At 42.0% G+C, this 25,489-nt stretch carries 30 protein-coding genes; 15 read left to right on the top strand and 15 right to left on the bottom strand.

Annotated features, from left to right (window positions below; translation table 11 throughout):
• Positions 1-59: 59 nt before the first annotated feature.
• Entirely contained in the window at positions 60-797 is a 738-nt protein-coding gene (locus V7654_RS17950) for a peptidylprolyl isomerase (RefSeq protein ID WP_335432295.1), read from the bottom strand.
• Positions 798-1,099: 302 nt separating this feature from the next.
• Between V7654_RS17950 and V7654_RS17945 the strand changes: the two genes are divergently transcribed.
• Positions 1,100-1,480: a kinase-associated lipoprotein B gene (locus V7654_RS17945; protein WP_335432073.1), complete on the top strand. Its 381-nt coding sequence runs from the start codon at positions 1,100-1,102 to the stop codon at positions 1,478-1,480.
• Between the two features lie 69 nt (positions 1,481-1,549).
• Here V7654_RS17945 and kapD read toward each other — a convergent pair whose 3' ends face one another.
• The gene (gene kapD / locus V7654_RS17940; protein WP_335432071.1) at positions 1,550-2,170 is read right to left on the bottom strand and encodes a 3'-5' exonuclease KapD; all 621 of its coding nucleotides are present in this window, start codon (positions 2,168-2,170) and stop codon (positions 1,550-1,552) included.
• A 336-nt stretch (positions 2,171-2,506) separates the two neighbouring features.
• On the opposite strand from kapD, the gene V7654_RS17935 reads away from it, so the two are divergent.
• Positions 2,507-4,291 (top strand): transglycosylase domain-containing protein, encoded by a 1,785-nt coding sequence (locus V7654_RS17935; RefSeq protein WP_335432294.1) that lies wholly within the window; start codon positions 2,507-2,509, stop codon positions 4,289-4,291.
• 194 nt (positions 4,292-4,485) lie between these two features.
• On the opposite strand, the gene V7654_RS17930 is transcribed toward V7654_RS17935, so the two are convergent.
• Positions 4,486-5,043, bottom strand: coding sequence for a DUF5366 family protein (locus tag V7654_RS17930; RefSeq protein ID WP_335432069.1), 558 nt, complete (start codon positions 5,041-5,043; stop codon positions 4,486-4,488).
• Between the two features lie 150 nt (positions 5,044-5,193).
• Positions 5,194-5,412 carry a hypothetical protein gene (locus tag V7654_RS17925; RefSeq protein WP_335432068.1) on the bottom strand — a complete coding sequence of 73 codons (219 nt, stop codon included), beginning with the start codon at positions 5,410-5,412 and terminating at the stop codon, positions 5,194-5,196.
• Positions 5,413-5,642: 230 nt separating this feature from the next.
• Here V7654_RS17925 and V7654_RS17920 point away from each other — a divergent pair, with 230 nt between their 5' ends.
• The 8 genes from V7654_RS17920 (at position 5,643) to V7654_RS17885 (ending at position 12,729) form a co-directional block, all read left to right on the top strand.
• On the top strand, positions 5,643-8,045 hold the full coding sequence (locus V7654_RS17920; RefSeq protein WP_335432067.1) for a Na+/H+ antiporter subunit A: 2,403 nt from the start codon (positions 5,643-5,645) through the stop codon (positions 8,043-8,045).
• A gap of 2 nt (positions 8,046-8,047) precedes the next feature.
• A complete protein-coding gene (locus V7654_RS17915; protein ID WP_335432065.1) occupies positions 8,048-8,470 on the top strand; it encodes a Na(+)/H(+) antiporter subunit B in 423 nt (140 codons plus the stop codon).
• On the top strand, positions 8,470-8,811 hold the full coding sequence (locus V7654_RS17910) for a Na(+)/H(+) antiporter subunit C (protein ID WP_335432064.1): 342 nt from the start codon (positions 8,470-8,472) through the stop codon (positions 8,809-8,811). The genes V7654_RS17915 and V7654_RS17910 overlap by 1 nt, the downstream gene beginning before the upstream one ends.
• Positions 8,804-10,285: a Na+/H+ antiporter subunit D gene (locus tag V7654_RS17905; protein WP_335432062.1), complete on the top strand. Its 1,482-nt coding sequence runs from the start codon at positions 8,804-8,806 to the stop codon at positions 10,283-10,285. Before V7654_RS17910 ends, V7654_RS17905 begins: the two co-directional genes overlap by 8 nt.
• Positions 10,286-10,291: 6 nt before the next feature.
• The gene (locus V7654_RS17900) at positions 10,292-10,768 is read left to right on the top strand and encodes a Na+/H+ antiporter subunit E (RefSeq protein WP_335432061.1); all 477 of its coding nucleotides are present in this window, start codon (positions 10,292-10,294) and stop codon (positions 10,766-10,768) included.
• A gap of 8 nt (positions 10,769-10,776) precedes the next feature.
• Positions 10,777-11,058 carry a Na(+)/H(+) antiporter subunit F1 gene (locus V7654_RS17895; protein WP_423994633.1) on the top strand — a complete coding sequence of 94 codons (282 nt, stop codon included), beginning with the start codon at positions 10,777-10,779 and terminating at the stop codon, positions 11,056-11,058.
• Positions 11,036-11,410 (top strand): monovalent cation/H(+) antiporter subunit G, encoded by a 375-nt coding sequence (gene mnhG, locus V7654_RS17890; protein ID WP_335432060.1) that lies wholly within the window; start codon positions 11,036-11,038, stop codon positions 11,408-11,410. The genes V7654_RS17895 and mnhG overlap by 23 nt, the downstream gene beginning before the upstream one ends.
• Positions 11,411-11,583: 173 nt before the next feature.
• Entirely contained in the window at positions 11,584-12,729 is a 1,146-nt protein-coding gene (locus V7654_RS17885) for an FAD-dependent monooxygenase (RefSeq protein WP_335432059.1), read from the top strand.
• Between the two features lie 28 nt (positions 12,730-12,757).
• Here the strand turns inward: V7654_RS17885 and V7654_RS17880 are convergent, their stop codons facing one another.
• The gene (locus V7654_RS17880; protein WP_335432058.1) at positions 12,758-13,144 is read right to left on the bottom strand and encodes a hotdog fold thioesterase; all 387 of its coding nucleotides are present in this window, start codon (positions 13,142-13,144) and stop codon (positions 12,758-12,760) included.
• A 98-nt stretch (positions 13,145-13,242) separates the two neighbouring features.
• Here V7654_RS17880 and V7654_RS17875 point away from each other — a divergent pair, with 98 nt between their 5' ends.
• Positions 13,243-13,425: a hypothetical protein gene (locus tag V7654_RS17875; protein WP_207502121.1), complete on the top strand. Its 183-nt coding sequence runs from the start codon at positions 13,243-13,245 to the stop codon at positions 13,423-13,425.
• A gap of 220 nt (positions 13,426-13,645) precedes the next feature.
• On the opposite strand, the gene V7654_RS17870 is transcribed toward V7654_RS17875, so the two are convergent.
• Positions 13,646-14,296: a DedA family protein gene (locus tag V7654_RS17870; protein WP_335432057.1), complete on the bottom strand. Its 651-nt coding sequence runs from the start codon at positions 14,294-14,296 to the stop codon at positions 13,646-13,648.
• A 202-nt stretch (positions 14,297-14,498) separates the two neighbouring features.
• On the opposite strand from V7654_RS17870, the gene V7654_RS17865 reads away from it, so the two are divergent.
• Positions 14,499-14,858 carry a hypothetical protein gene (locus tag V7654_RS17865; protein WP_335432055.1) on the top strand — a complete coding sequence of 120 codons (360 nt, stop codon included), beginning with the start codon at positions 14,499-14,501 and terminating at the stop codon, positions 14,856-14,858.
• Between the two features lie 455 nt (positions 14,859-15,313).
• On the opposite strand, the gene V7654_RS17860 is transcribed toward V7654_RS17865, so the two are convergent.
• The 4 genes from V7654_RS17860 to V7654_RS17845 all read right to left on the bottom strand — a co-directional run bounded on the left by V7654_RS17860 (position 15,314) and on the right by V7654_RS17845 (position 18,617).
• Positions 15,314-15,496 (bottom strand): hypothetical protein, encoded by a 183-nt coding sequence (locus tag V7654_RS17860; RefSeq protein WP_335432309.1) that lies wholly within the window; start codon positions 15,494-15,496, stop codon positions 15,314-15,316.
• A 165-nt stretch (positions 15,497-15,661) separates the two neighbouring features.
• Positions 15,662-16,258 (bottom strand): sulfite oxidase-like oxidoreductase, encoded by a 597-nt coding sequence (locus V7654_RS17855; protein WP_335432054.1) that lies wholly within the window; start codon positions 16,256-16,258, stop codon positions 15,662-15,664.
• Between the two features lie 332 nt (positions 16,259-16,590).
• Entirely contained in the window at positions 16,591-18,093 is a 1,503-nt protein-coding gene (locus V7654_RS17850; protein WP_335432053.1) for a leucyl aminopeptidase, read from the bottom strand.
• Positions 18,094-18,227: 134 nt separating this feature from the next.
• Entirely contained in the window at positions 18,228-18,617 is a 390-nt protein-coding gene (locus tag V7654_RS17845; protein ID WP_335432052.1) for a DUF309 domain-containing protein, read from the bottom strand.
• A 256-nt stretch (positions 18,618-18,873) separates the two neighbouring features.
• Here V7654_RS17845 and V7654_RS17840 point away from each other — a divergent pair, with 256 nt between their 5' ends.
• Positions 18,874-19,350 (top strand): divergent PAP2 family protein, encoded by a 477-nt coding sequence (locus V7654_RS17840; protein WP_335432051.1) that lies wholly within the window; start codon positions 18,874-18,876, stop codon positions 19,348-19,350.
• Positions 19,351-19,397: 47 nt separating this feature from the next.
• A complete protein-coding gene (locus tag V7654_RS17835; RefSeq protein WP_335432291.1) occupies positions 19,398-20,165 on the top strand; it encodes a cobalamin-binding protein in 768 nt (255 codons plus the stop codon).
• Between the two features lie 47 nt (positions 20,166-20,212).
• On the opposite strand, the gene V7654_RS17830 is transcribed toward V7654_RS17835, so the two are convergent.
• The 5 genes from V7654_RS17830 to V7654_RS17810 all read right to left on the bottom strand — a co-directional run bounded on the left by V7654_RS17830 (position 20,213) and on the right by V7654_RS17810 (position 24,101).
• On the bottom strand, positions 20,213-20,923 hold the full coding sequence (locus tag V7654_RS17830; RefSeq protein ID WP_335432049.1) for a 3D domain-containing protein: 711 nt from the start codon (positions 20,921-20,923) through the stop codon (positions 20,213-20,215).
• Positions 20,924-21,165: 242 nt separating this feature from the next.
• Positions 21,166-21,486 (bottom strand): YuiB family protein, encoded by a 321-nt coding sequence (locus V7654_RS17825; RefSeq protein WP_335432047.1) that lies wholly within the window; start codon positions 21,484-21,486, stop codon positions 21,166-21,168.
• A gap of 500 nt (positions 21,487-21,986) precedes the next feature.
• Positions 21,987-22,112: a YuiA family protein gene (locus tag V7654_RS17820; RefSeq protein WP_335374893.1), complete on the bottom strand. Its 126-nt coding sequence runs from the start codon at positions 22,110-22,112 to the stop codon at positions 21,987-21,989.
• 157 nt (positions 22,113-22,269) lie between these two features.
• Entirely contained in the window at positions 22,270-22,752 is a 483-nt protein-coding gene (locus V7654_RS17815; RefSeq protein WP_335432045.1) for an NUDIX hydrolase, read from the bottom strand.
• A 131-nt stretch (positions 22,753-22,883) separates the two neighbouring features.
• A complete protein-coding gene (locus V7654_RS17810; RefSeq protein WP_335432290.1) occupies positions 22,884-24,101 on the bottom strand; it encodes an NAD(P)/FAD-dependent oxidoreductase in 1,218 nt (405 codons plus the stop codon).
• Between the two features lie 365 nt (positions 24,102-24,466).
• Here V7654_RS17810 and V7654_RS17805 point away from each other — a divergent pair, with 365 nt between their 5' ends.
• Positions 24,467-25,462, top strand: coding sequence for an NAD(P)/FAD-dependent oxidoreductase (locus tag V7654_RS17805; protein ID WP_335432044.1), 996 nt, complete (start codon positions 24,467-24,469; stop codon positions 25,460-25,462).
• The last annotated feature ends 27 nt before the right edge of the window (positions 25,463-25,489 follow it).

Below are 25,489 nucleotides of genomic sequence, written 5' to 3'. Positions count from 1 at the left end.
AAACACTCACCCACACATTATAGCAAGGTTTAGTATTTCGTCCAACCTGATGCTGATGGCTATTTCAGTACATTAATTTTTTCAATGACAACGTCTTTTTCAGGCTTGTCTTGCGCTCCAACTGGGGTAGCGGCAATTTTATCGACAATATCCATTCCTTCGACAACCTGCCCAAAGACTGTATGCTTGCCATCAAGATGCGGAGTTCCGCCATTTTCATAAGCCTTGATTACTTTTTCCGGATAGCCAGCTTGTTTCATTTGTTCTGGCAGGCTAGGATCGAGCTCCTTATTCTGAACGATAAAAAACTGGCTTCCATTTGTATTAGGTCCCGAATTCGCCATCGATAACGCTCCGCGGATATTGAAAAGCTCTCTTGAAAACTCATCCTCGAACGGTCCGCCGTAAATACTTTCACCGCCCATACCTGTTCCTTCCGGGTCACCGCCCTGAATCATGAATCCATCGATAACACGGTGGAAGGTAACTCCCTCATAGTAGCCTTCTTCACTGTGCTTGATGAAATTTTCCACCGTTTTAGGTGCCTTTTCCGGGAAAAGCTTGATTTTGATGTTGCCCAAGCTGGTTACCATTTCAACAAGTCTTTCGTTCTCCTGGACTTCCTTAATCGTTTGTGGATAAACGATATTTTCATCCTCTTGCTGCTGATCAGCTTGTCCACCATTATCCTTCGTTTCTTCCTTCACTTTCTCTGCTTCTTGCTTCTCGTCTGCAGTACCGCATCCCGCAAGAACAAACATGATTGCTATTAAAACAGCTAATATTTTTTTAGTCATCATATGTATCCCTCCTATAAACACTTTAAAGGATTGCAAAAGGTTTTGCACTTTGTTTTTTGCTATAAATCTTGCATAATGAAAGAAAGGTGGTGTAGGCGACTGTTTAACTCCGACAAAGAAGCGTTTTTTGTTTATGAAGGCGGAGTTGAAGTTTCCAATGTATCTAGGAGGCGAAACTAGACAAGCGTCTCGAGGAGTTAGAAGCCACACGCCAGACATTAAAAAGGCAATACGTACTGTCAAATCCTGAACTGATTAGGACATTCATCACATAATCTGTTTTTCGAAAGGAGAAAACTATGACCGAACTGAATATTGGCGATAAAGTGACCGCGATTTATAAAACTGGTAAGTACATAGGCGAGATTACAGAGCGCCGTCCCCTGCACTATCTTGTCCGTGTTTTGGCTGTAGCTAAACATCCGATGCAAGGCGATCTTCATAACCCAAAGGATGCTGAAGTGGGCTTTTTCCATGAAAGAAAGGCACTGTCATACCGGGAACAGGCTAATATTCCTGAAAAAATGGTTAAGCCGTTCGAAGGTGAGATTCCTGACTATCTTGATTCATTGAAACAAGCAGCCAGTAAATTGCGAGCAGAACTAGAGAATGACAATTCTCCATGGGCACAGCAAAGCATGCGGAATTTGGAGTCGCTTGAAAAAGATTACTTTAAATAGAACCTTGCCGAGTAATATATCCACCATAAGAACGCCAAAAGCCAGATTGTTTTTTCCAATCTGGCTTTTTTATGCAAACTTGTTCAACAGCTTGGAGAAATCGACCATATCCCCGATTGTGGTAGGCTCGGGCCTGCGCAGATATTGTTTGTCTTTCTCTACAAGTTTATAAATATGATAGGTTGTCAAAGCATCATCGAGAGCTCGGTGGTGTTTTCCAGTGCCTTCCCTGCCATATTCTTGTACAGCCTTCCAAAGTCCAGTCTGATTCTGGTCTCCAAAGAAACGTTTATATTCCATAGAGAGATCAATTTGCTTGCCCGGGAGTGGAAATGAGACGGAAGCCTGCAGGCAATTATGCTGCAATACCTTCATGTCCATATTGCCCCAGGTGACAACCTGGCAGTTTTTGCTTCCACCCATACACTTTAATTTCTCCGCCAAATCATGGAACGAGATTCCTGAATTCACCTGTTCCTGGGAAATGTTCAGAAACGACCTGCATCTCTCAGTTAACGTCGTAAAACGGGTGGGCCTTACATATGATGAGAACTGTTCAACCACCTTGCTGTTTTCAACCAAAACGGCGCCAGCCTCAATGATTTCCTGGTAAAAGCCCCGCCTCCTGCTGTTTCTGTCAGGCATCGTAAATTCAAAATCGATAAATAATGTCCTTTCATTTTCGCTCATGCTTCCCCAACTTTCTGAAAAGCCAGTAGTTGTATGTAACCAGTATATGCTTTTCTGTCGATTATTTTTTCTATTATATCACGAATCTGAATAAATTTTTTAATTTTTCTGCATTTTTATAGTGTCTAATTTTAATTTGTGTTTATTTTATTGCAGAATAAAGAATTCCCATGAATAATTCCGTGTATTTCCTATGGCAACATTGGTTCCGCTCTTAATTATGCGGAATTAAATCCGATATAAACCGTGTCTTACATGCATTAGTAATTTCACAAGATTATTCCTCAGCGAAAGAAAGGAACTAACGTGCGAATCCTAACAGGCTATTTATTGACAATGCTTTTAATACCGGCGTTTATCACGGTCGTCACTTTAACTTTTAACGAAGCAGGAAAAGCTGAAAGCTTCAATGATATTCTTGAAGAAAAGGTCAATTTGAACCAGACAAAACTTTCTCAGACAAGCTTGATCCTTGCAGGCAATGGCGAGGTCGTAACAGAACTTAACCAGCCGATGAAAAGACGTTATGTGTCATCAAATGAAATTCCTGATTTCATAAAAGCTCTTTTCATTGTTTCAGAGGACCAACACTTCTACAAGCATCCTGGATTTGACCTGCCTGCAATTGGCCGTGCGCTTGCAATCAACATTCACTCAGATGGAATCGAGCAGGGTGCAAGCACGATTACCCAGCAGCTGGCCAGAAACCAGTACCTGAATCATTATCAATCCTATAACCGTAAACTCAGTGAAGTTCTATATGCTTACCAGCTGGAAAAAACATTTTCAAAAACGGAAATCCTCGAGCAGTATCTTAATGCAATCTATTTTCAGAATAACGCTTACGGAATCCAGGCAGCTGCGGATTTTTATTTTAAAAAGAAGCCGGCAGACCTTAGTAAGGCTGAACAAGCGTTTCTGGCAGCCATCCCTAATAATCCTTCCTTTTATGATCCTTTAAAGCACTTTGATCGGACAAAGAAACGGCAGGAGCTTCTGTTAGATCAGCTAGTCCAGAGTGGTCACCTTCATTTTGACGAAGCAGAAAAGCTTAAAACCGAGGGGATTGTTTTAAAAATTATACCAAGGAAAAATTCATATCCGGATTACACTTCATATGTTTTAAGCGAACTAAGGGAATTGGTATTTGAACATGAAAAATTAGGAAGTGATCAAGAATTAAATGCAAGAGTCGATGAATTGTTGAGGTCAGGCGTCTCAATCCACACAGGACTTGATCCAGAGCTGCAAAAGCGGGCAAAGAAGTCAGTGGCGGAGCACCTTCCCTACAAAGGTATTGAAGGCGCTGCTGCAGTGGTGAATCATGAATCGAACCTCGTAGTTGCTTTGGCAGGAGGCAAGAACTATCGAACGGGTGACTTCAACCGAGCCTATCAAGCTTTTCGACAGCCTGGGTCTTCAATTAAGCCTTTGCTTGTATATGCTCCCTACTTTGAGAGAACAGGAACCAGTATCACTGAGAACGTAGATGCTGGAGCAATTTGTATCAAAGGATATTGTCCGAAAAATTACGGAGGAGCGAAATATGGGAAGGTATCACTAGAACAGGCATTTACCCATTCCTATAACACACCTGCCGTCAGGCTGCTTCTGCAAGTTGGGGTGGATGAGGCTTTCAATGATTTATCACCTTTTCATTTTGAAAAAGTGACGTCCCGGGATCGAGTGCCGGCTTCTGCAGTCGGTGGTTTCACAACTGGCATGAGTCCATTAGAAATGACCGAGGCCTATACTGTTTTTAGCAATGAAGGACGATTTTTCAAGCCAAGAGCGATTATGAAGGTGACTGACCGCAATGGCCAGCTTCTTTATAAATGGAACGATCAGCCGGTGAAGATTTGGAGCCCGAAAACAGCAGAGACCGTAAACGAGTTGATGATAAAAACGGTTTCATCAGGTACAGCCAGGAAAGCGGCGATTGCCGGTCAGACGGCGGGCGGCAAAACAGGAACCACCAATGATTTCAAGGATTTATGGTTCATCGGCTTCAGCGGACAGCTGACTGCAGGAGTATGGGTTGGCAAAGACACGCCAGAAAGCATGGAAGCTATTCATGGCAATTCACCACAGCTGTTGATTTGGCGGGATATTATGAAGTAATTATTACTCATGGAAGAACCGGGCCACTCGGTCCCGGTTCTTTTGGGGGAAATTTCTGGTTCGCAAGACCATGATAGGATTTGGCAAGATTAATACACTTTTCCGCAAGATTTTTTAATCCACTTCGCAAAAAAAGCATACCCTTTCGCAAGATTACCTTATCAAAATAACTGATTCGTAAATTCAATCCCTCTCTAAATCGGCAAACTCGCCATTATGCTGTTATACACTTTTACTGCGAGATAAACGATTCCAAGCAACATGGTACTCCAAAGGATGATGTGGAAGAAGACTGTTCCTATTACCCCAGCTATTGATAAATTAGGGCTTATTTTATAGACAAAATAGATAAAATAAATCAATGTTGCCACAGCAAAAATAACGCCAATCCCTATGAAGCTGTAAATGCTGAAAAGGGAAAGCACTCCGGCTGCAAAATAGACAGTTGCACCACTGCGAATCAGTTTAAGGCTTTCACCTTCATGATCCTTTGAAAAAAATAGCAGGCTTACCTCATTGATCGTATCGGCAATAAGCTTCATGGCTGCAAAAACCATAAAGTACAGGACCATTAGCAGTGCCAGAAGCGAAAGTTTGATTCCTGTTTCCGAAAAAAATTCCAGCATGCCTTCATAAATCCCGGCATTTTTCAGAAGTGCCACAAGCTCCATTTCTGTGCGGACTGAGAGCGACAAACTGAACAAAACAATGGCGAGCAGCGGAAAATAGCTTGTTAAATACGGATTTTTCATGATAGCATCTTCACTCGATTCTTTCTTATTCCTACTTGGATATTATGAAAGAAAAGAATGCTTCCGGCAACAAAAAGAAAAAGCCCCTTATTCAAGGAACTTAAAACTTTTGAAACTTTATTCATCTTCATCCGTATTAAATGGTTGAAGCTACTTAGGTACAATCCTGACGTATTCCCTCGAGCCAAATGGTACATATGTTTTTGCTGTTTCGACCTCGTCCATATCTGTATGCTGAATCCGCAGTACACCACGTTCTGCACCAGTACCTTGTTTTGACAACTCCTTGTCTTCCCGGTTATCCAGGATTAAGAATCCCGTAAACAAACTAAGGAATATAACAACGCATATAACAAGTTTTCGGGCCATGGTGATCCCCCCTATTCACTGTTAGTATGCAAACAGTTCAGCATTTTTATTCAGCCATTTTTGGCGAGTCCTTGATTCATCAATGGTCATGGCATGCATATGCATCATTTTTACGATATAATTTTCATATCCGATATGCGGGAGCATGAACCTGGTAAAATTGACAAAAAATATAATGTTAATGCTTGAATCAAAAAATTAAATTTGGAATTATAAGGAGGTATTATCTTTTGTCATTACTTCACCTTGCAGTTTTATCGCCGCTTTTACTCGCGGTCTTAATTCCATTTTTACATAAGCACTTCCGTAACATACATACAGGGTGGTTCCTTTTGCCGCTGCCCGCCGTGCTTTTTGTATATTTCCTTCAATTTATAAGTGTGACAAGAAATGGGGATACAGTTATTGAATCCTTTCCGTGGATTTCCTCGCTGGGTGTTGATTTCGCCCTTAAAATTGATGGTTTAGGGTTACTTTTTGCGCTGCTAATCACGGGGATTGGAGCACTGGTCGTCTTATATTCGATCTACTACCTTTCACCTGAAAAAGAAAAGCTCAATACATTCTACATATATTTGCTTTTATTCATGGGAGCCATGCTCGGTGTTGTCTTATCGGATAACCTGATCGTCCTTTATTCTTTCTGGGAATTGACTAGCTTTTCTTCCTTCCTGTTGATTGGCTACTGGAACCATAAAGAACGCTCAAGATATGGCGCACAAAAATCAATGCTAATCACAGTTTTTGGCGGCTTATCGATGCTCGGGGGCATTCTGCTGCTTCATATCATCACAGGCACTTTCAGTATTTCTGAGACGATTGCTATGTCTAATGAAGTGGTTAATCATCCTTTGTTCACAGCAACCTTGATACTGTTCTTGTTAGGGGCATTCACAAAGTCTGCTCAGTTCCCATTTCACATCTGGCTTCCAGATGCGATGGAAGCGCCTACTCCAGTCAGTGCGTATTTGCACTCAGCGACGATGGTTAAGGCAGGGATTTATCTTGTCGCCCGAATGACGCCTGTTTTCGCGCATTCAGGCGTATGGGTCTGGCTCGTGGCTGGAATTGGAGTGATTACATTATTCTGGGGTTCTTTTTCAGCCGTAAAGCAAACTGATTTAAAAGCAATTCTTGCATTTTCGACAGTCAGCCAGCTTGGTATGATCATGTCATTGCTTGGTGTTGGCGCTGCGGCCCTTCACTATGGCACGATTAAGGATGGATATTATATTGTCGCTGTCACAGCTGCTGTTTTCCATTTAATCAATCATGCCACTTTCAAGGGCAGTCTGTTTATGGTTACGGGGATCATTGACCACGAAACTGGGACAAGAGATATCCGCAAGCTTGGCGGCCTGATGAATTTCATGCCAATTACTTTCACTCTCGCAATCATTGGAACATTTTCAATGGCAGGTATCCCGCCATTCAATGGTTTCTTGAGTAAAGAGATGTTTTTCACCGGTATGCTTAGAGTTGCGAAAATGGACATATTCAGCCTGGATACATGGGGAATCCTTTTCCCGGTTATTGCCTGGACGGCGAGTGTGTTCACATTCCTGTACAGCATGATGTATGTATTTAAGACATTCACCGGAAAATACCAGCCTGAGAAGCTGGAAAAGAAACCGCATGAAGCGCCGATCGGGATGCTGATTTCTCCCGTTATCCTTGCTTCACTTGTCATCATTTTCGGGATCTTCCCAAATGTACTTTCACATACCATTATTTCACCTGCTTTGGGTTCGATTTTCCCGTCATTGCTGGAAAACGGGGAAGGATTTGATGTCCATATATCTCACTGGCATGGTCCAACACCTGAATTATTTATGACTATAGGTGTCATTATTCTTGGATTTTTGCTTTTCAAAACACTTCCAAAATGGTCAGGTATCTATCGGATTTTCCCTGATCGACTTACGTTGAACCATATTTATGACCGCGGCCTGGAGCTCATCCAGATAGTGTCACGAAACATTACCAAGACGTATATGAATGGTTTTATCCGGACATATCTGGTTTACATTTTTTCATTCTTTATCTTTATCCTGGCCACAACTTTGGTTTACAAGAATGCGTTTAAACTCGATTTTAGCAATGTCGCGCCAATCAGATTTTTAGAAGTGATCCTCGTATTGATTGTGGCTGTTTCCTCCATCACCATTCTGTTCGCTAAATCAAGGCTGACTTCGATCATCCTTCTTGGAGCTGTCGGATATACAGTTGCGCTTTTCTTTGTCATTTTCCGTGCACCAGATTTAGCGCTGACACAGCTTGTGATTGAAACAGTTTCCGTTGCCCTTTTCCTCTTGGCCTTTTACCATTTGCCAAAACTCGGAAAAAACGAGGAGCGAATCCGCTTCAAGCTGGGAAATGCTATAGTCTCAATTGGAGTTGGTGCACTCGTCACTCTTATCGCTTTATCAGCACACAGCAATAAAATGTTCAATTCAATTTCAGAGTATTATATTGAGAACACTTATAAAAAAGCCGGCGGCGAAAACATGGTTAATGTCATTCTCGTTGATTTCCGCGGCTTTGATACGATGTTCGAGATTACGGTGCTTGGCATTGCCGCTCTTGGTATTTTTGCCATGATCAAACTTCGGCTGACAAGGGGGAAAGAATAGGGATGAAAACAAATGATATTATCCTGCAGACAGTTACTAAATTCACCTTGTTCGTCATCATCCTGTTTTCAATCCACCTGTTCTTTGCCGGTCACTACTATCCGGGCGGAGGTTTTATCGGCGGATTGATGACATCGGGAGCCATTGTGCTTTTGCTGCTTGCCTTCGATATTAAAACAGTGAAGGCAATCCTGCCGTTCGATTACATCAAGGTCATCGCAGTTGGCCTCCTTTTTTCCATTGGAACTGGAGCAGGCGGTTTAATCATGGACATGCCTTTTCTGACGCATGCCTTTACTTATGTTGATCTGCCACTCCTTGGCAAAACCTCTTTGCATACAGCGGTATTGTTTGACACTGGCGTGTTCCTAGTCGTCATTGGTGTGACAATGACCATTATTCAAACGATTGGAGAGAGCGAATAATGGAAATTTTAATGGCTTTTCTAATTGGTATCCTGTTTATGACAGCAACCTATCTCATGCTTTCTAAAAGCTTGCTCAGGATCATTATCGGTACAGGTCTGCTAAGCCATGGCGCTCACTTATTGATTTTAACGATGGGCAGCTTAAAGAGGGGTGCTGCTCCCCTTCTTGGCGAGCATGCAGAAGCTTATGTCGATCCACTTCCTCAGGCTTTGATCCTGACAGCAATCGTCATTAGTTTTGGGGTAACATCCTTCTTCCTGGTTTTGGCCTACAGAGCCTATCAGGAGCTTGGAACTGATAATATGGATCGTTTGAGAGGAAAGGAAGGACATGAATAACCTAATCATCTTACCCATTTTAATTCCCTTGATTACAGGGGTTCTACTAATCTTTTTCACAAAAAATGTACTGGCACAGCGGTGGATTTCGGCAATAAGCTCTTTCTCCGTGATTATCGCTGCCTCCATGCTCGCAAACCATGTTTATAAAAATGGGATCCAGACAATGGATGTCAGCAACTGGGAGGCCCCATACGGGATCACGCTCGTATCGGATATGCTATCAGCGCTTCTTGTGCTGACGACCAGCATAATTGCATTTGCCAGCGTGATTTACTCTTTCAAGTCAATCGGTTTCGAGCGGGAAAAATTTTATTACTATCCTGTTGTCAACTTCCTGCTAGTGGGCGTGAACGGCGCCTTTACTACAGGTGATATTTTCAACCTGTTTGTATTTTTTGAAGTCATGCTTATGTCTTCATATGTCCTGCTTGTTTTGGGCGGAACAAAAATTCAGCTCCGCGAATCCATCAAATACATACTCGTGAATGTCATCTCCTCAGCGCTATTTGTCATCGCTGTCGCGTATCTTTATTCAGTAGTAGGTACGCTCAACATGGCGCATATTTCCGTGAGGATCAGCGAGCTTGGCAATATGGGGATTATTACTGTCATAGCAGTCTTGTTCTTGATCGTTTTTGGCTTGAAGGGGGCCATCTTCCCGTTATATTTCTGGCTCCCAGGCTCTTACTACGCTCCTCCAGCCCCAGTAATGGCTTTATTCGGCGCACTGCTGACCAAAGTTGGAGTTTACTCGATCACAAGGACATACTCGCTATTCTTTTACCATGATGCTGGATACACACATCAATTGCTGCAAATTCTGGCGATCCTGACGATCATCGCTGGAGTGATCGGCGCAATCGCTTATTCAGACATTAAGAAAATCATTATCTATAATATTATTGTCGCGGTTGGCGTCATCTTGTATGGTGTATCCGTACTGACACAGGAATCATTAACTGGCTCTATCTTTTACCTGATCCACGACATGAACATCAAAGCCGCCCTATTCCTGCTTATTGGGATTATCATCCGGATCACAGGGACGAGCGACCTTGACAAAATCAGCGGATTGCTGCATAGATATCCGCGGCTTGGCTGGACATTTTTCATCGCAGCACTGGCACTTGCAGGCATTCCCCCGCTAAGCGGGTTCGCAGGGAAACTGATGATTGTACGTTCCGGCTTTGAAGCAGGCAGTTATTTTGGGGCCTTCGTTGTCCTTATGTCGAGCCTTTTCGTTTTGTTTTCGGTAATGAAGATTTTCATTAAAGGCTTCTGGGGTTCTGAGAGGGCATATAAATCTGAGCAAAATGCTCCTGTTGGATGGCTGCTCGTCGCTCCAGCGCTCTTAACAGCCTTCGCTGTTCTGTACGGAATTGGAACAGATGCAATTTATCCGGTAATTTCAATGGCTGCTGAAACACTTTCTAATCCGGAAATCTACATCGATGCAGTTTTAAAGGAGTAATGAGCTATGGCTTTTCAAATCTTGCTGAATTTCATTCTGGCATTTGTATGGATGTTTCTGAAGACATCGTACTCCCCAGCCACTTTTTTCGTCGGGTATTTCTTTGGCCTGCTCATCATTTATATATTCCGCCGCTTTTTCAATTCACGTTTTTACTTGTTAAGGTTCTTGGCTGTAATAAATCTGATCTATATTTTCACGAGGGAATTAATCCTTTCTAATATTGCCGTCCTTAAGGTAATCCTGAAACCTAAGCTTGATATAAAGCCTGGAATTTTTGCATACCCAACGGAATTGAAACAAGACTGGGAGATTACCGTGCTCGCAAATCTCATCACGCTAACTCCAGGTACCCTGGTCGTAGATGTCTCTCCTGATAATAAAATCCTGTATGTACACGCTATGGATATTGATGATGCGGAGGATTCAATCAAAGGGATCAGAGATACGTTTGAAAAATCGATCATGGAGGTGAGCAGATGATGTTTAACATGATTATGTGGGTTTCAGTGGCATTCATATCCCTCGCAATGATCGGCCTAATCTATCGCGTGATAAAAGGACCTACTATCGCTGATAGGGTGGTCGCCCTAGACGCAATCGGAATCAGCCTTGTGTCCCTTATTGCACTCGTCTCTATCCTGCTTGAAACAAGTGCCTTTTTGGACATCATCCTGCTGATCGGTATACTTGCTTTTATCGGGACAGTCGCCTTTTCAAAATATCTTGAGAAGGGAGTAATCATGGAATATGACAGAAATGGAAATAGCTAAATTTTTTGCTGCATTGTTCATCCTAGTGGGGGCATTTCTCAGCCTTGTTACGGCGTTCGGCTTGATCAGGCTTCCAGACGTTTATACGCGAAACCATGCTGCTTCAAAAAGTGCTACTATGGGGGTCATGCTTGTGCTGCTGGGGACCTTCCTGTATTTTTGGTTTATCGAGGATCATTTTAATTCGAGATTATTACTGGGCATCGGATTTATTTTCCTTACTTCCCCGGTTGCTGGCCACTTAATCAGCCGCGCAGCTTATAACTCAGGCATCAAGCTATCTGATAAAACGGTACAGGATGACCTAGCTAAAGCAAGAAAATCTATGCCGGAAATGAATCAGTCGAAATAATTTTTTAAAGCCATCAGGTTTAACTCCCTGGTGGCTTTGTTAATTGCCAGATTGTTCAATTATTATTCATACCTTTCAAAGATCACGTGAAGTATAGTAAGGATGAGGAGACTTTTCTTCAGGAGCCATACAGTGAATTTAAGCATTTTTCATTTTGAAAGGATGGGAGTTTTATGGCTCATGGCAGAATTGCCATAATTGGCGGCGGAATTAGCGGATTATGCTCAGCAGTGGCGTTGCAGAAAAAAGGAATCGGCGCTGAAGTTTATGAAAAGGCAAAAGATTTCAGCGGCCCTGATACTGGCATTGTTTTGAGCGGCAATGCGATAAGATCATTTTACATTATGGGATTAGGCGGACAGATGATTGCAAACGGAGTGACATCCGATCAATGTATGGTTAAATCCCATTCAGGCGAAATCATTGCAAATTTCGATTATCACTCTCCCTCTCATATCCCAAATTACCTTTTCATGAAGCGCTCCACACTTATGAAGATTTTAACAGAAGCACTTCTCCCTGGTTCCCTCCGCATGAATAAGGAATTAATTGACCTTGAACAGATTGACCAAACGATCAAACTGAACTTCAAGGATGGTTCCACTGCAGAAGCAGAATATCTTATTGGCAGTGACGGGACTGATTCCCCGATTCGGAAAAAAGTAATTCCAGAAAGCAAATTTTCCTTATCGGGATCTGTGTGCTGGCGCGGCTTCATAGATAACCCACGCTTCAGCGAAATTCCATATACCGAAACCTGGGGACCAAGAGGCCGATTCGGAATCACTCCAATGCCTGGCAATCGCTTATACTGGTATGCATTTAAAAAATCCGAGTCAAGCACAACGAATATGTCTAAGTGGACTCCAATCGATTTATTGTTCAACTTTTTCTATTATCACGATCCTATCCAGCAAATCCTGGAAAATACCCCTCCGGAAAATATCATTTTTGATGAACTATCTGTCCTCCAACCCTTGGAACACTTTTATTCTGACAACATCCTCCTTGTTGGGGATTCTGCACATGCTTCAATGCCAAATATCGGACAGGGTGCTTCACAGGCTATTGAGGAAGCCGCCTATCTTTCAAAATGGATCAGTACAGAAGAGTCGATCGAAAAGGCATTCGAGAAGTACGAATTGAACCGGCTTGCACGGATGAAGCTAGTCAAACATGAAACGAAAGTATACGGGCTGGCAGCAAAAGTTGACTTCCCTATACTTTGTTCCATCCGCAATAAATTACTGCAGCTGGCTCCAGCAGGATATCATAATGAAAAACTAAGAAAAGTGGTTGAAATTAATCTTGAAATATAAAAAGATCAGCCGCTGAGGCTGATCGAACTTATTTTTTACGTTTGATTACGGCAATGGTACACCTTGATACGCAAATGAGATTTTCGTTTTCATCAGTGATTTTAATATCCCAGACCATGGTGGTTTTCCCTTGATGCAGGACAGTGCCAACCGCTGTAACGAAACCATCCTTTTTAGCACGGATATGGTTGGCGTTAATTTCAAGGCCAACAACGACTTCGTTTACCTTGTCTACTAATTCAAAGGCCCCAACACTTGCGACCGTTTCTGCCAAGGCTACAGATGCCCCTCCGTGAAGCAATCCAAATGGCTGTCTGGTACGTTCATCCACCGGCATAGTAGCCGTAACCTTTCCTTTTTGCAGCTCAGTAATTTCGATACCTAGTGACCCTAAAAGCGTTTGATTTAATTCCATGTTATCTACCTCCTTAGATTTGGAAATTGAATTGCAAGGATTGCTGGAGAAACTAAAACTGTCCTTAAGGACGCATCCTGAATTATGAGGTGAATCGAATGAATCGAATTCGCGAAGGTATGATCCCCACAGTACTCGGGACTGCTGTCACTGCCGCAGGTTATGCTATGAAACAAAACCGTAAAATCGATAAAATGATTTCCAACACTGTCTTCGGTTTTGGTTTAGCCCATATTGTCCTAGGAGCTATTGATTTAGTCGAACACCGAAATGAATTTTAATAAGAAAAGCGGAGGCGACTGCACAACTCCGAAAAGCGCTGGAGGGCCTGACAGTGAAGTCGGTTTTTGACTTCATTGGCAGGACCGAAGCGTCTCGAGGAGTTAGGAGCCGCAGCTGGACAATAAGAAAAGAGCAAACGCCTTGGTCAGCCCCGACAAGCGCTGGTCGACTAAAACCGCCACGTCCTGTGGCAAAGTGAATTTCATTTGAGAAAGGCGGCTATTTTTGCTGCCTTTCCTGATATATGCCACTTTCCGTGCCAAGAGCACTCTCTATTCCTGCATTCTTCATTTTTTTCCTTCTAAAAACAATGATCCCAGCTGCCACCGCTGCCGCTAAAATTACCAGGAGCCACATTTCTTTATTATATTTCATGATCGCATCCATTTTATCCCCGAATAAAAATCCTATCATATAAACGGTTAATACCCAGATAAACGCACCACTATAAGCAAAAACAGCAAATGTTTTAAATGGAAGCCTGCTGAATCCATAAAGCAAAGGAATCAAATTCCTTGCACCAGGTACAAAGCAGCTAAGGAATAATGAAAAAGCATGATATTTATCCATCATCTTCATCGAGGATTCGATTGTATCCGCAAACCGCTTCCTTTTTTCCAGGAAGCGCAATAGCCTTCTTCCTATTATCCTCCCAACCAGATAGATGCTGGTAAAGGCAGTCGAAATACCCAAGTAGGAAACCAGGAACGCAAGGTATGGATCAAGGGAGCCCATGGACGAAGCGAGTCCTACGGTCATCAAAAGGACTTCATTGGGTACTGGGATGATAAAAATGCCGAACCAAAGCCATAAAAACAATCCCATATAGCCGTTCTCTTCGATAATATTGATCACCAGATCCAAATCCATGTGGCACCGTCCCATTCATTCTATTTAAATTATAGAAGTATATATGTATTACATTTCTATTTTCTTCATACATTCCCTCTTTTTTTAATTCTCAAGCGCTTTTAGCTTTTTTTCGCATCATACCCACAGATTGAATTTCATACATTGAAAGGGATGACAAAAAGGTCCTTACACTATTCTGATTAAAAGAAAGGGGAAGTAAATGCATTATTTATTTTATTGTAATGCCGGACGAGATGAATTGAGCCCCATTCCCGACTTCCGCCCCTATCCCGAAGTAACTACAGCCCTATTTAAGACTTCCGCCACAAAAGCAATCATGCTAATGGAGGATGCCAACCTGGTTATGAAGAAAATCACCTCTTCCTCTTCATTTTCAAATGACTTAATGGCTGCTGCCCAACAATCAAATCAGGCTGAGGTTGAACACCTTGTCGACTCTGCGGGGATCAAGAAAAAGCCGAAAATAACCTATAACCCTGACGGGATCACGATGACCTTTCAAGACCATGTCGGAGACAAAGAATGCTGCCACATCATTCTAAAGTTAAGATGGGAATGAAAAGAATATTCAACACTGAGGGCATTCGACTCCTCCGAAAATGCAAACGCATTTCCATCGTGCGTGGGTAGATTCGAGGAAACTGTTCATTGTTCAGCGGGTTCAGCGGAAAAGGCCGGCGAGTTGTTATGGAGGAGGTCCGAGAACAACTCAAAGAGGAAAAAGGCCGACGAGTTGTTATGAGAGGGCGTCCGAGAACAACTCAAAGAGAAAAAAGGCTGGCGAGTTGTTATGAGAAAATGTCCGAGAACAACTCAAAGGAAAAAATGGCCGGCGAGTTTATGATAGGAGGATCACCTGACGCCCCATGAAGAATTTATTTATGAAAAAGCCGCTTTTTCATAATTCTTCTGCGGAAAGCGAGTGCCTGGAGCGGAAATCAACAGTCCAGTTTAACACAGCCGAACAGGAAAAAGCCGCCGTTGTCCAGAACGGCGGCAAAGCAATTTTCACTTTTAGTAGTAAGGATATCCGTATCCATATGGCGAGTAGTATGGGTATCCATAAGGATAATACGGTCGCGGATATAACAGCGCGCTGCCCAAAAGACCACCAACCACTCCTCCTAAAAACGGTCCTCCGAAAAAGAAACGGCGTCTTCCAAATCCTCCGCCATAATACGGTCTTCTTCTATTCATGAAGCCACCTCCCTAATATATTTGCCTACAATACTTCATATGCCATAAACAGGGCGGTTGAGTGGGCGATTGTCCATATCACGACAAGTATTATAGATAAGGGGTAAATCCATGTTTTACAGGGTTATAATAAGGTTGTCTAACCAATAAGGAAAGACCTATTTTTTAGTCCCAGGATAGTCGCTCTTCTTTCCAAGGATCCCCATACATATGGTAGCCGTTCTTCTCCCAAAAACCCGGCTTGTTTTCATTAGTAAATTCAATCCCCCTAAGCCATTTGGCGCTCTTCCAGAAATACAGATGAGGGATTACAGCCCTTAATGGGTAGCCATGCTCTGGTGTAAGCTGTTCTCCATTGTGGGTATGTGCAAGCAGACTTGTATCCTTAACAAAATCCTCAATGGGCAGGTTTGTTGTCCACCCTTCCTCTGCATGCAGGATCACAAATTTCGCACTGTCTTTAGGTTTTGCCAGGCTGACCAGTTCCTGTGTCGGGATGCCTTCCCAGATATTATCGAGCTTGGACCAGCCTGTGACACAATGAATATCATTACCCGATGTTTTTTGCGGCAGCTTCATTAGATCATTAAAAGTGAGTACTGTTTCCTGAATCACATGCCCCCAAATCCTTAATGTCCAGTTATCAAGATTTTTATAGTTGGGGATATTCCCATAATGAAGCACGGGAAACGCAGTCGTGACATTCTGGTTTGGCGGGACTCTGTCAGATGGAGCGGTTTTCCGCGGCTTACCAAAATACATGATAATCACCTCATTTATGGCTTGATTTTATCTTTCAACCGCTTTATTACTTGTTGAATTGTCTTTTACTTGTTGAATTGTCTTTTACTTGTTGAATCGTCTTTTACTTGTTGAATCGCTTTAATTATTTTTGGGGTTAGTCTATTAACTTGTTGAATTCATTTTATCACTTGTTGAATTGGTTTAATAACTTGTTGGGTTGGTTTAAAAAATTGCTAACTTGTTGGATTGAGTTCAATGTTAATTTAGATCACTTTAGAAGCTAAATATTTTTTCTGCCACTATATATAAAAGACCCTAAAGCATTCGCCTCAGGGTCTTAATTCACGGTTTTATTTAATTGGTTCGAATCTCTCAACAAGCAATGCAAGTGTACGTGCCATTACGCCGGTTGCGCCTGCTGGACCCAGGTCGTGGTCCTTGGCAGTTGTTGCTGTTCCGGCAATATCAAGGTGTACCCATGGAGTGCCTTCAGCGAATTCGCCGACAAATGCACCGCCCATGATCATATGGCCTTCTGCACCTGGAGAATTGTTAAGGTCAGCGATTTTGCTGCTTCTGACTCTCTCCAGGTCTCTTTCGAATATTGGCAGACGCCAGATTTGCTCTCCTGCTTCATATGAAGCTTCGAGAACTTGTTCAAACAAAGCTTCATTGTTCGTCAGCGCGCCTGAAGTGTGGAGTCCTAAAGCAGTGATAACTCCTCCTGTCAGTGTTGCGATGTCTACAAGATAGTTCGCTCCATGATGCTTGGCATATGTCATTGCATCTGCAAGTACAAGACGTCCTTCTGCATCGGTGTTCAATACTTCGATCGTTTTGCCGCTCATTGAAGTAATAACATCATCCGGCTTGAACGCTGTTCCGCTGATCATATTGTCTGTTGATGGAATGACCGCAACTACGTTCTGCTCAGGCTTTAACTCACCGATGATCTCCATTGCTCCCAGGACCGCTGCAGCGCCGCCCATATCCGATTTCATACCCACGATTCCTGCCTTAGTCTTAATTGAATACCCGCCTGTGTCAAAGGTGATTCCCTTTCCGACTAATCCGATTACGTCTGTCCATTCTTCTTTGCCCTGATACTTCAAGACAATCATTTTTGGCGGTTCTGTGGACCCTTGGTTAACAGCAAGTAGCGCACCCATGCCAAGTTTTTCCATTTCTTCTTTTTCTAAAATCTCTACTTCAAACTCATATTTCTCCGCAAGCTTTTTAGCATATTCTGCCATGTCTGTTGCAGTCAGAAGATTGCCTGGTGTATTAACAAGAGTTCGTGCTGAATTCGTTGCCTTACCAAACGCGTATCCAACCTCAAGAGCGGCTTCTACCTCTCCCTCTTCATCCGCACTGTAAACTGTTAGGTTCTCAATGCGTTTTTCAGGCTCATTTGATTTCTGCTTGTAGCCTTCAAATGCGTAAGTCGCCATCGCAAATGCTTCACCTAATGCGTGGGCTGCATCGTTAAGTTCAACCGCATCGGATGTAAAAGTATCAAGCAATACAGCTGCTTCCGTCCACTTTTCTGCTTTGGATGTCTTGAATAGGCGTCCAAAGGCTTCTCTCAATGTTTCAAAATCCAGTTCTTTTTCATGTCCAAGGCCGACAAAGTATAGCTTTTTTGCACCTGTTTTACCGAAAGTATGTATCTTTGAAACTGCTTTTTTCTTGGATGAAATCTCTCCATTTTTCACGAGTTCAGTAAGCTGCCCTTCAAAAAGCTGATCTGCTTCAGCATTGACTCCTTCAAATCCAGACGGTTTATTAAATAAGCCGATTACCAGGCAGTCATGGCTGTTCGTTAAATTAAATTCATTTTTCACGTTAAACAAATTGCTTCACCTCCGTATTTATAGTTTTATTATAACGAAAACTTAAAAATATTTCGACTTCCTAATCGATACCTAAAGCTGGTTTATATAAATAATGGACCCAAATTAAATATCGCGTTGTAACCCTCTTCTTGTTACTCTTCCAATTCATCCTCCAGATACAAATATAAAACTGGCAGCACCGGAAGATCTCTAACCTGTTCATAGGGCACCCTGTCTATATTTTGCGGAAAAATAGTTAGGCACGCTTCGATGAAAGGATAAATTTTTTCGAGGTCCATTCCCCAGTGAACAGGGCGGTAGGACTGTAAATAATCATGAGCTGCCTGCATCATCAGGCGGGCCCCTTTTACATTTCCGTAACTATAATGGTAGATCGCCACACTCATTTGCAGCAGGCCTTTTAAAAAAAGATTGCCTTTGTCGGTCATCCACATATCTTCAAGCAAGTCATGGCAGGTATAGTAGTCCCCTTCGTTGAATTTAATAAAGAACTCGTAGTATTCATCCGGGTATTCCGTCAAAATGCTCACCCCAATTCGCACCAGTTAAAACTATATTATCAAAACTGTGATATTACTGTAATGAATCAATCTTTCTTGGGTATTACTTAATAAAAGCACTTTTAATCTTTCCTGCTGATTTCCGCACAAGGGCTCGGTTAACACGGGCGGTTCTGGAGCCTTCTCAGCTCGCTTTTTACGCAGGAGGCGAACAATAATCCTTAAATAAACATCACACACATAGTCTATAAAAAGAAACATTTTAGGGGGTACAGCTATGGAATTATTAACAAATTTCCCATTGTGGGCTTCACTTGCGGCTATTCTTTTCGCACAGTTTATCAAAGTACCCATCCAATATATTGCGACAAGAAGACTTGACTGGTCATTGCTGACAAGTACAGGGGGAATGCCAAGCTCACATTCAGCCGCCGTGACGGCTCTATCTACTGGTGTTGCCCTCGAAACAGGGATGGATTCGGCCGTTTTCGCTGTTTCAGCCGTATTTGCGATCATCACGATGTTCGATGCATCGGGCGTCCGCCGACAGGCTGGCGAGCAAGCGATTGTACTGAACCAGCTTGTTGCTGACTTCTCAAGATTTGCAGAAGAGGCGAAGGGCTGGCAGAATAAGCCGGAAAAAGAAAAACAAAAGGAATTAAAAGAATTGCTTGGCCACAAGCCGATCGAAGTATTTTTCGGCGGACTAAGCGGCATTGGCTTAGCCCTGCTATTGCATTACCTATTATTATAAGAGTGGGAGTATAAATTCGATACAGTTCTAAGAGGCAGGTGAACACATTGAGAGTTATATCGTTATGCCCAAGCAACACTGAAATCATGGAATTTCTCGGTTTGACTGATCTTCTGGTCGGAGTAGATGATTTTTCTGATTGGCCTGAATCTATAAAAGCAATTCCAAAGCTCGGGCCTGACCTATCAATTGACCTTGACCAAGTGGAGGAATTGAAGCCAGACCTTGTTCTAGCTTCACTCAGTGTCCCAGGAATGGAAAAAAATATTGATGGCTTAAAAGCCCGTGGCATTCCTCATATCATTTTGAACCCGCAATCGCTTCAAGATATAGAGAATGACTTACTCTTGACTGCAAATGCCTTAAACATGCCTGAACGAGGGAAAGAAACGGCTCAACGTTTCCGGAGCAGGCTTGAAGCTATAAAGCAAAAAGGAGCAAAAACATCCTCAAAGCCAAAGCTTTATTGGGAGTGGTGGCCAAAGCCCGTTTTCACGCCTGGCAGGATTAATTGGCTGACAGAATTATCAGAAGCTGCCGGGGCTGAGAACATTTTTAAAGATGTCGAACTGGCAAGTGTCCAAACAGACTGGGATGATGTCAGGTCACGTAAGCCAGATTACATTTGCATAGCATGGGTAGGTGTGAGAAGGCAAAAGGTAAAAAAGGAATTAATTATCGGCCGACCGGGCTGGAATGAGATGGCCGCAGTCAAACAGGACCGCATCTTGATCCTGGAGGAAGAACTTTATTGCCGGCCTTCCCCAAGACTGCTCGACGGTCTTGAAAAATTGCATAGCCTGATCCATGACTGAAAAACAATAAAAAGGCAAACTCCGTCCGGAATTTGCCTTATCTTTTATTAGGATTTCTTGCCGCTGATATATTGCTGGCGAAATACCTGCATCGATTCATTTTCATTTAGCGCTTTTAGGTCATCCTCAGTCAATTTCCCATCGCCTATTTCAATCACATAGACATCCAGTGTCTTTTTGCCCCACTGTTCATAAACATCACTTACAGTGTCATAATATAGATCAACCTTATTCCCTTTAATTGCTCCGCCCTTATCAGCGACAACACCAAAACCGTATCCCGGAATAAAAAGAATCGTTCCAATCGGGAATACAGTTAAATCAGCTGCGACGGTTGAATATAAATCACGTTTTACTTTTACACCTGAGTATGTAATTCCATATTCCGGGTGTCCAGGGTTTTTCCCGGTGGATTCAATTCCTGCTGTATAACCTGTAGCTATAATTGACTTTTTAGGATATTGAGACCAATTAAGCGATTGTTCAAGTGTTGGCGGTGCACCCGCAACTTTTTCACTTGATGAAATCTTGGTTTTAAAATCTGAAATCTTTTTCAAAAATTTAAATGCTAGTCCAACTGATTTCTTTTTATGTTCAAATTGTGAGGTGTCATCTTGGTGTGTTCCTTCGCTGTCAAATATGTATGTAGCAAATGTTGCTGCTTCTACGCCTGAGATCGAATGGAACGTTGATGTTATGGCAGCAAAAAATAAAACTGCCATCGCTGAGCGTCTGGCCCAATTTTTTAAAATATTCATATAATTTTTCACTCCTCCCAAATCTATTAATTTCCCATCGCAACAAGAAATATTCCAAAAGGAGCAAAAAAGTGTCAATATACCTATTTACACTTCCAGTAAAAGTAAAATAATACTTTAAACTTAAAGATAGTTTTCTCCCTTTCCTATTTTTTTATGTACAAAAAAAACCTTCCTACTAATGTGAAGGTTTTTGTTTGGAACTTTAGTTTTTTAAGCCAGAGGGTCTGCAACCGCTTTTCTTAAAACATTTGATATCCTTTTTTCCTCAATAGCTTGATTACGACTCCAGCAAGGACCGCTCCGGCCAGTCCACTGCTTAAAATCAGGATATCTGCTAAAGCAAGACTAGAAATTCTTTGCCCAAGGTCAGTAAAAGCTTTTCCGCTATTTGTGAAATACTCGATAAACCGGACTTGATCAATGATAAATATAGCGATTAATGGATATATGATAGCCATGATCCAAGACATTCTCAACAACATATTTAGCAAGAAACCAATCCCAAAAAACAATACAAAAAACAATAACATCGAAATGATGAGTGTTACGATCGTCAACATCTAAATCCCCCCATTACACATCATTTCTAGTTTACTGTTTGTCCTATTTTGAGTCAATGAAATGGTTACTTCGAAAGATTAATTCACGACTTTTACTTTTAATAAGACTGTGTTAAAGGGCAATGTTGATTTATAGCACCTGTTGATTAGAGCGGAAGTTACTCGACTCCTCCAAAAATGCTAACGCATTTCCATCGTGCGTGGGCAGATTCGAGGAAGCTTATCAGAGTCCTGCGGGTTCAGCGGCCAAGGTGAGACCTAGGTCAAATGATACAATCAATTGACCCCGCATTAGCAAAGCGACGAGGAGTCGCCCCTACAAGAATTTGTCCTTGAAAAAGCTGGCTCTTGAGCTTTTTCCTAATTCTTCCGCGGAAAGCGAATGCCTGGAGCGGAATCAAGTGTTAAGTTAACAGAGCCTTTAATAATATAATCTTAATTCTCAAAAAGAACGTAAAAAGAAAAAACCCCGCATTTGCGAAGGTCCAAGATGTAATGCTTTATTTTTTTGATTTCCCTGACCCGCTGCAGCAAGAACAAGTTTCAGAACCGCCAAGTAGTAATTGGAAATATCCTTTACCTGAGCAATATGGACATTCTTTTGAGTCATGTGTATGCATTTTCATTTGTTAACCTCTCCTTTTATATTATTGAATTTTCTGATAATATATCAGACATTCATTGTATTTGAAAAGGTTCAAAAATGACCAAAAAAGTAGATTGAAAACGGATACATCATCGATTTTCTTTGATTATCTGTCACTTCCTTAAAATTTCAGAAAATTATAAAAATAAGCGATATTCAGTGTAATTAAATTGCTGTCCAGGATCAATCCCATCTATTCCTGTCTTAACTTGTTGCTGATGTTTTTCCAAAAGAAACTTTAATAATATTGATGTGTCAGGATCAGCGTCCAATTCGACAGGAAGCATAAATTTCGCTTCATATAACTCTGTTTCCTGGGCTTTTACTTTCAGCGATCCCGATGGGCTAAGGAGGAAGACCAGCATATTATCACTAATGGAATCTCTGATCACCCCTGTTCGGAGACCGAGCAGACCCTTAACCTTACATCGAATACCTGTTTCTTCCAGCACCTCCCTGATTACTGCACTGTCTGCTGTCTCGCCTTCTTCCACAAAGCCTGCTGGAAGTGACCAGCTGCCTTTAAGGCCGCCGTACCGTTTTTTGACTACAAGCCATCTTTCGTCTTCATCGATAACCAGTCCAGCTACCCCAAGCCAAACATTCTCACGCTTACCCATGACAATCTTCCCTTCCCCGCATAAACCTTTAATCTCTCTATTTTAACAAAAGCTTAGATTCGAGTGGTTTCAGTGTTTTTCTTACTCACGAAAAAAACAGGCCCTGTAAAGAAGCCTGTTTTAAAAGTTAATTATAGGATGTTAAACTTTCCTTTTTTAAGTACTAATGAAGGTCCGCCAATCATGTAAAGTGAACGGTTGTCGATTATTTTCTTCATGATAGAAGCCTTAGTGCCGACCATTTTCTTGCCGAAAGCTACGCCAATTGCGTCGTCTTCACCAAGTGAACATACTGTACCTTTAATGTCAGGTGTAAATGTTTCTAATTCTGATTTACCACGAACAAGTGCAGCGATATTTCTAGCACATACTTCACCTTGCTGCATAGCAATCTGTGCAGTTGGCGGGTATGGACGATTGATTTCTTCATTGATGATCAACGAGCAATCACCCACGATGAATACATTCTCCGAGCCAGGAATTAGCAGGTCAGGCTGGACCTTAACACGTCCGCGCATTGCTTCGATTCCAGATTTTTCAATGATAGAGCTTCCACGTACACCAGCAGCCCATACAACCGTTCCAGCTTTGATTTCTTCGACTTCCTCTTCACCTTTTGCAACGATGATGCCCTCTGGAGTTGCTTCTTTTATTGCCGTTCCGATGCGGAACTCTACGCCTTTTTTCTCAAGCTGAGAAACAGCATAGTTAACAAGCTCAGGGTCAAAACCAGGAAGCACCATTGGAGCAGCTTCTACACACAGGATTTTAACTTTGTGGAAATCCACATCATATTCGCGGCAAAGCTCAGGAACACGGTTCGTCAATTCACCTAGGAATTCGATTCCAGTGAACCCAGCGCCGCCAACAACGATTGTCAAACGGTCGTCTTTTTTCTCTGCTTCAGTATTGTAAGTAGCGAACTGATACTCAATGTGTTCACGAATCTGTCTTGCTGCGTTCACATTAACGATAGAGAAAGCATACTCCTTCAAGCCTTTAATACCAAAAGTTTCAGTTTCAGCACCTAAGGCAATGACAAGATAATCGTAAATGATATCGCCGTTTTCAAGAATTACACGCTTTTCATCCATTTTGATTTCTTCAACTGTGCTCTGGATGAATTCAACCTTGTGACGGTCAATCACATCACGAATGTCGTATCTAACTCTGTCATGATGCAAAGTTCCTGCTGAAGCCTCATGCAGCCAAGTAGTTTCATAATGGTAATCATTTTTATTAACTAAGACGATATCTGCTTCATTTACTCCAACAGCTTTTTGCAAACGGGTAGCTGTCATTAATCCCCCGTATCCAGCTCCTAAAATTACGATCTTTGGCTTTCTCAAAGTGATCACTTCCACCTTTTTAATATATTTTTGGTCGAATGGCTCATCTCTATTTGCCGCCATCTTTTTCACGGAAAAGTTTGTGATATTATTCACTAAAAAGTTCAAAAAAATGTCCTGAAAATGTCACAAAATCTTAACATTCTCGTCTACAATATATGATATTCTTTTTACCTCGTATTTTCAAGCTATAAACTAAACTTGGAAATATTCAGAAAACAGAACTTTTTCCCTATTTTTTGTTATAAAATGATTAAATATATTGTTCCTAATTGAATCTTCTATTATGATAATGAGTTTTAATTTTCTATTTATGGTATTATAAAAATTGGAGCAATTTTACTACATAGTGAGGGGGATATGGAGTGAAAGAAGATCAAAAAGTTTATGACATCACGATTATTGGCGGGGGGCCTGCTGGTCTATTCACTGCTTTCTACGGCGGAATGAGACAAGCATCTGTTAAGATTATTGAAAGTTTGCCACAATTAGGCGGGCAATTATCAGCACTGTATCCAGAGAAATACATATATGATGTTGCCGGTTTTCCAAAAGTCCGTGCTCAGGAGCTTATTAATAACCTGAAGGATCAAATGGCTAAATTTGAGCCAGCAACTGCATTGGAGCAATCAGTTGAAAAGCTTGAAAAGCTGGAAGATGGCACATTTAAGTTAACGACTGACAAAGAAACACATTATACGAAGACTGTGATCATCACAGCCGGAAATGGTGCTTTTCAGCCGCGCAGACTTGAACTCGAGAGCGCTGCACAATATGAAGGCAAGAACCTGCACTATTTTATCGATGATTTGAATCAATTCGCTGGCCAAAAAGTGGCTGTACTAGGCGGAGGAGATTCTGCAGTAGACTGGGCATTAATGCTAGAGCCAATCGCTGAACAGGTTACAATTGTACACCGCAGAGACAAATTCCGTGCTCATGAACATAGTGTCGAAAATCTTCAAAACTCTAAGGTGGATATCAAGACACCTTATATTCCTACCGAGCTTATTGGTGATGGAAATAAAATCAGCCAGATTGTTCTTCAGGATGCAAACGGCGAAGACACAGTAAATGTGGATGTTGACGCAGTGATCTGCAACTTTGGTTTCGTTTCTTCTCTTGGACCAATTAAAGAGTGGGGATTAGAAATCGAAAAGAACTCGATTCTGGTTAACTCAAAAATGGAAACGAATATCCCTGGCATCTACGCTGCTGGCGACATTTGCACATACGAAGGAAAAGTGAAATTGATTGCGACCGGTTTTGGCGAAGCACCAACAGCTGTCAACAACGCAAAATCATTCATTGATCCTAAGGCTAAAACTCAGCCGCTTCATAGTTCATCGATGTTTAAATAGAAAAGCGCAAGCGCCTTGGTCAGCCCC

Origin of the sequence: Bacillus sp. JJ1609 (assembly GCF_036967045.1) — a bacterium.
Taxonomy (GTDB): domain Bacteria; phylum Bacillota; class Bacilli; order Bacillales; family Cytobacillaceae; genus Mesobacillus.
Note: the sequence above shows the minus strand (reverse complement) of the source record. Positions and strands in the feature narration are given on the sequence as shown.

Bases quoted from the DNA above. Each gene is read 5' to 3' on its own strand.
- V7654_RS17945 (WP_335432073.1), top strand. From the start codon at position 1,100: ATGACCGAACTGAATATTGGCGATAAAGTGACCGCGATTTATAAAACT.
- V7654_RS17880 (WP_335432058.1), bottom strand. From the start codon at position 13,144: ATGGAATTAAATCAAACGCTTTTAGGGTCACTAGGTATCGAAATTACT.
- V7654_RS17900 (WP_335432061.1), top strand. From the start codon at position 10,292: ATGGCTTTTCAAATCTTGCTGAATTTCATTCTGGCATTTGTATGGATG.
- kapD (WP_335432071.1), bottom strand. From the start codon at position 2,170: ATGAGCGAAAATGAAAGGACATTATTTATCGATTTTGAATTTACGATG.
- V7654_RS17875 (WP_207502121.1), top strand. From the start codon at position 13,243: ATGAATCGAATTCGCGAAGGTATGATCCCCACAGTACTCGGGACTGCT.
- V7654_RS17820 (WP_335374893.1), bottom strand. From the start codon at position 22,112: ATGAAAATGCATACACATGACTCAAAAGAATGTCCATATTGCTCAGGT.
- V7654_RS17885 (WP_335432059.1), top strand. From the start codon at position 11,584: ATGGCTCATGGCAGAATTGCCATAATTGGCGGCGGAATTAGCGGATTA.
- V7654_RS17905 (WP_335432062.1), top strand. From the start codon at position 8,804: ATGAATAACCTAATCATCTTACCCATTTTAATTCCCTTGATTACAGGG.
- V7654_RS17815 (WP_335432045.1), bottom strand. From the start codon at position 22,752: ATGGGTAAGCGTGAGAATGTTTGGCTTGGGGTAGCTGGACTGGTTATC.
- V7654_RS17935 (WP_335432294.1), top strand. From the start codon at position 2,507: ATGCTTTTAATACCGGCGTTTATCACGGTCGTCACTTTAACTTTTAAC.
- V7654_RS17910 (WP_335432064.1), top strand. From the start codon at position 8,470: ATGGAAATTTTAATGGCTTTTCTAATTGGTATCCTGTTTATGACAGCA.
- V7654_RS17950 (WP_335432295.1), bottom strand. From the start codon at position 797: ATGACTAAAAAAATATTAGCTGTTTTAATAGCAATCATGTTTGTTCTT.
- V7654_RS17895 (WP_423994633.1), top strand. From the start codon at position 10,777: ATGATTATGTGGGTTTCAGTGGCATTCATATCCCTCGCAATGATCGGC.
- V7654_RS17870 (WP_335432057.1), bottom strand. From the start codon at position 14,296: ATGGATTTGGATCTGGTGATCAATATTATCGAAGAGAACGGCTATATG.
- V7654_RS17930 (WP_335432069.1), bottom strand. From the start codon at position 5,043: ATGAAAAATCCGTATTTAACAAGCTATTTTCCGCTGCTCGCCATTGTT.
- V7654_RS17860 (WP_335432309.1), bottom strand. From the start codon at position 15,496: ATGAATAGAAGAAGACCGTATTATGGCGGAGGATTTGGAAGACGCCGT.
- V7654_RS17915 (WP_335432065.1), top strand. From the start codon at position 8,048: ATGAAAACAAATGATATTATCCTGCAGACAGTTACTAAATTCACCTTG.
- V7654_RS17925 (WP_335432068.1), bottom strand. From the start codon at position 5,412: ATGGCCCGAAAACTTGTTATATGCGTTGTTATATTCCTTAGTTTGTTT.
- V7654_RS17855 (WP_335432054.1), bottom strand. From the start codon at position 16,258: ATGTATTTTGGTAAGCCGCGGAAAACCGCTCCATCTGACAGAGTCCCG.
- mnhG (WP_335432060.1), top strand. From the start codon at position 11,036: ATGACAGAAATGGAAATAGCTAAATTTTTTGCTGCATTGTTCATCCTA.
- V7654_RS17825 (WP_335432047.1), bottom strand. From the start codon at position 21,486: ATGTTGACGATCGTAACACTCATCATTTCGATGTTATTGTTTTTTGTA.
- V7654_RS17830 (WP_335432049.1), bottom strand. From the start codon at position 20,923: ATGAATATTTTAAAAAATTGGGCCAGACGCTCAGCGATGGCAGTTTTA.
- V7654_RS17865 (WP_335432055.1), top strand. From the start codon at position 14,499: ATGCATTATTTATTTTATTGTAATGCCGGACGAGATGAATTGAGCCCC.
- V7654_RS17840 (WP_335432051.1), top strand. From the start codon at position 18,874: ATGGAATTATTAACAAATTTCCCATTGTGGGCTTCACTTGCGGCTATT.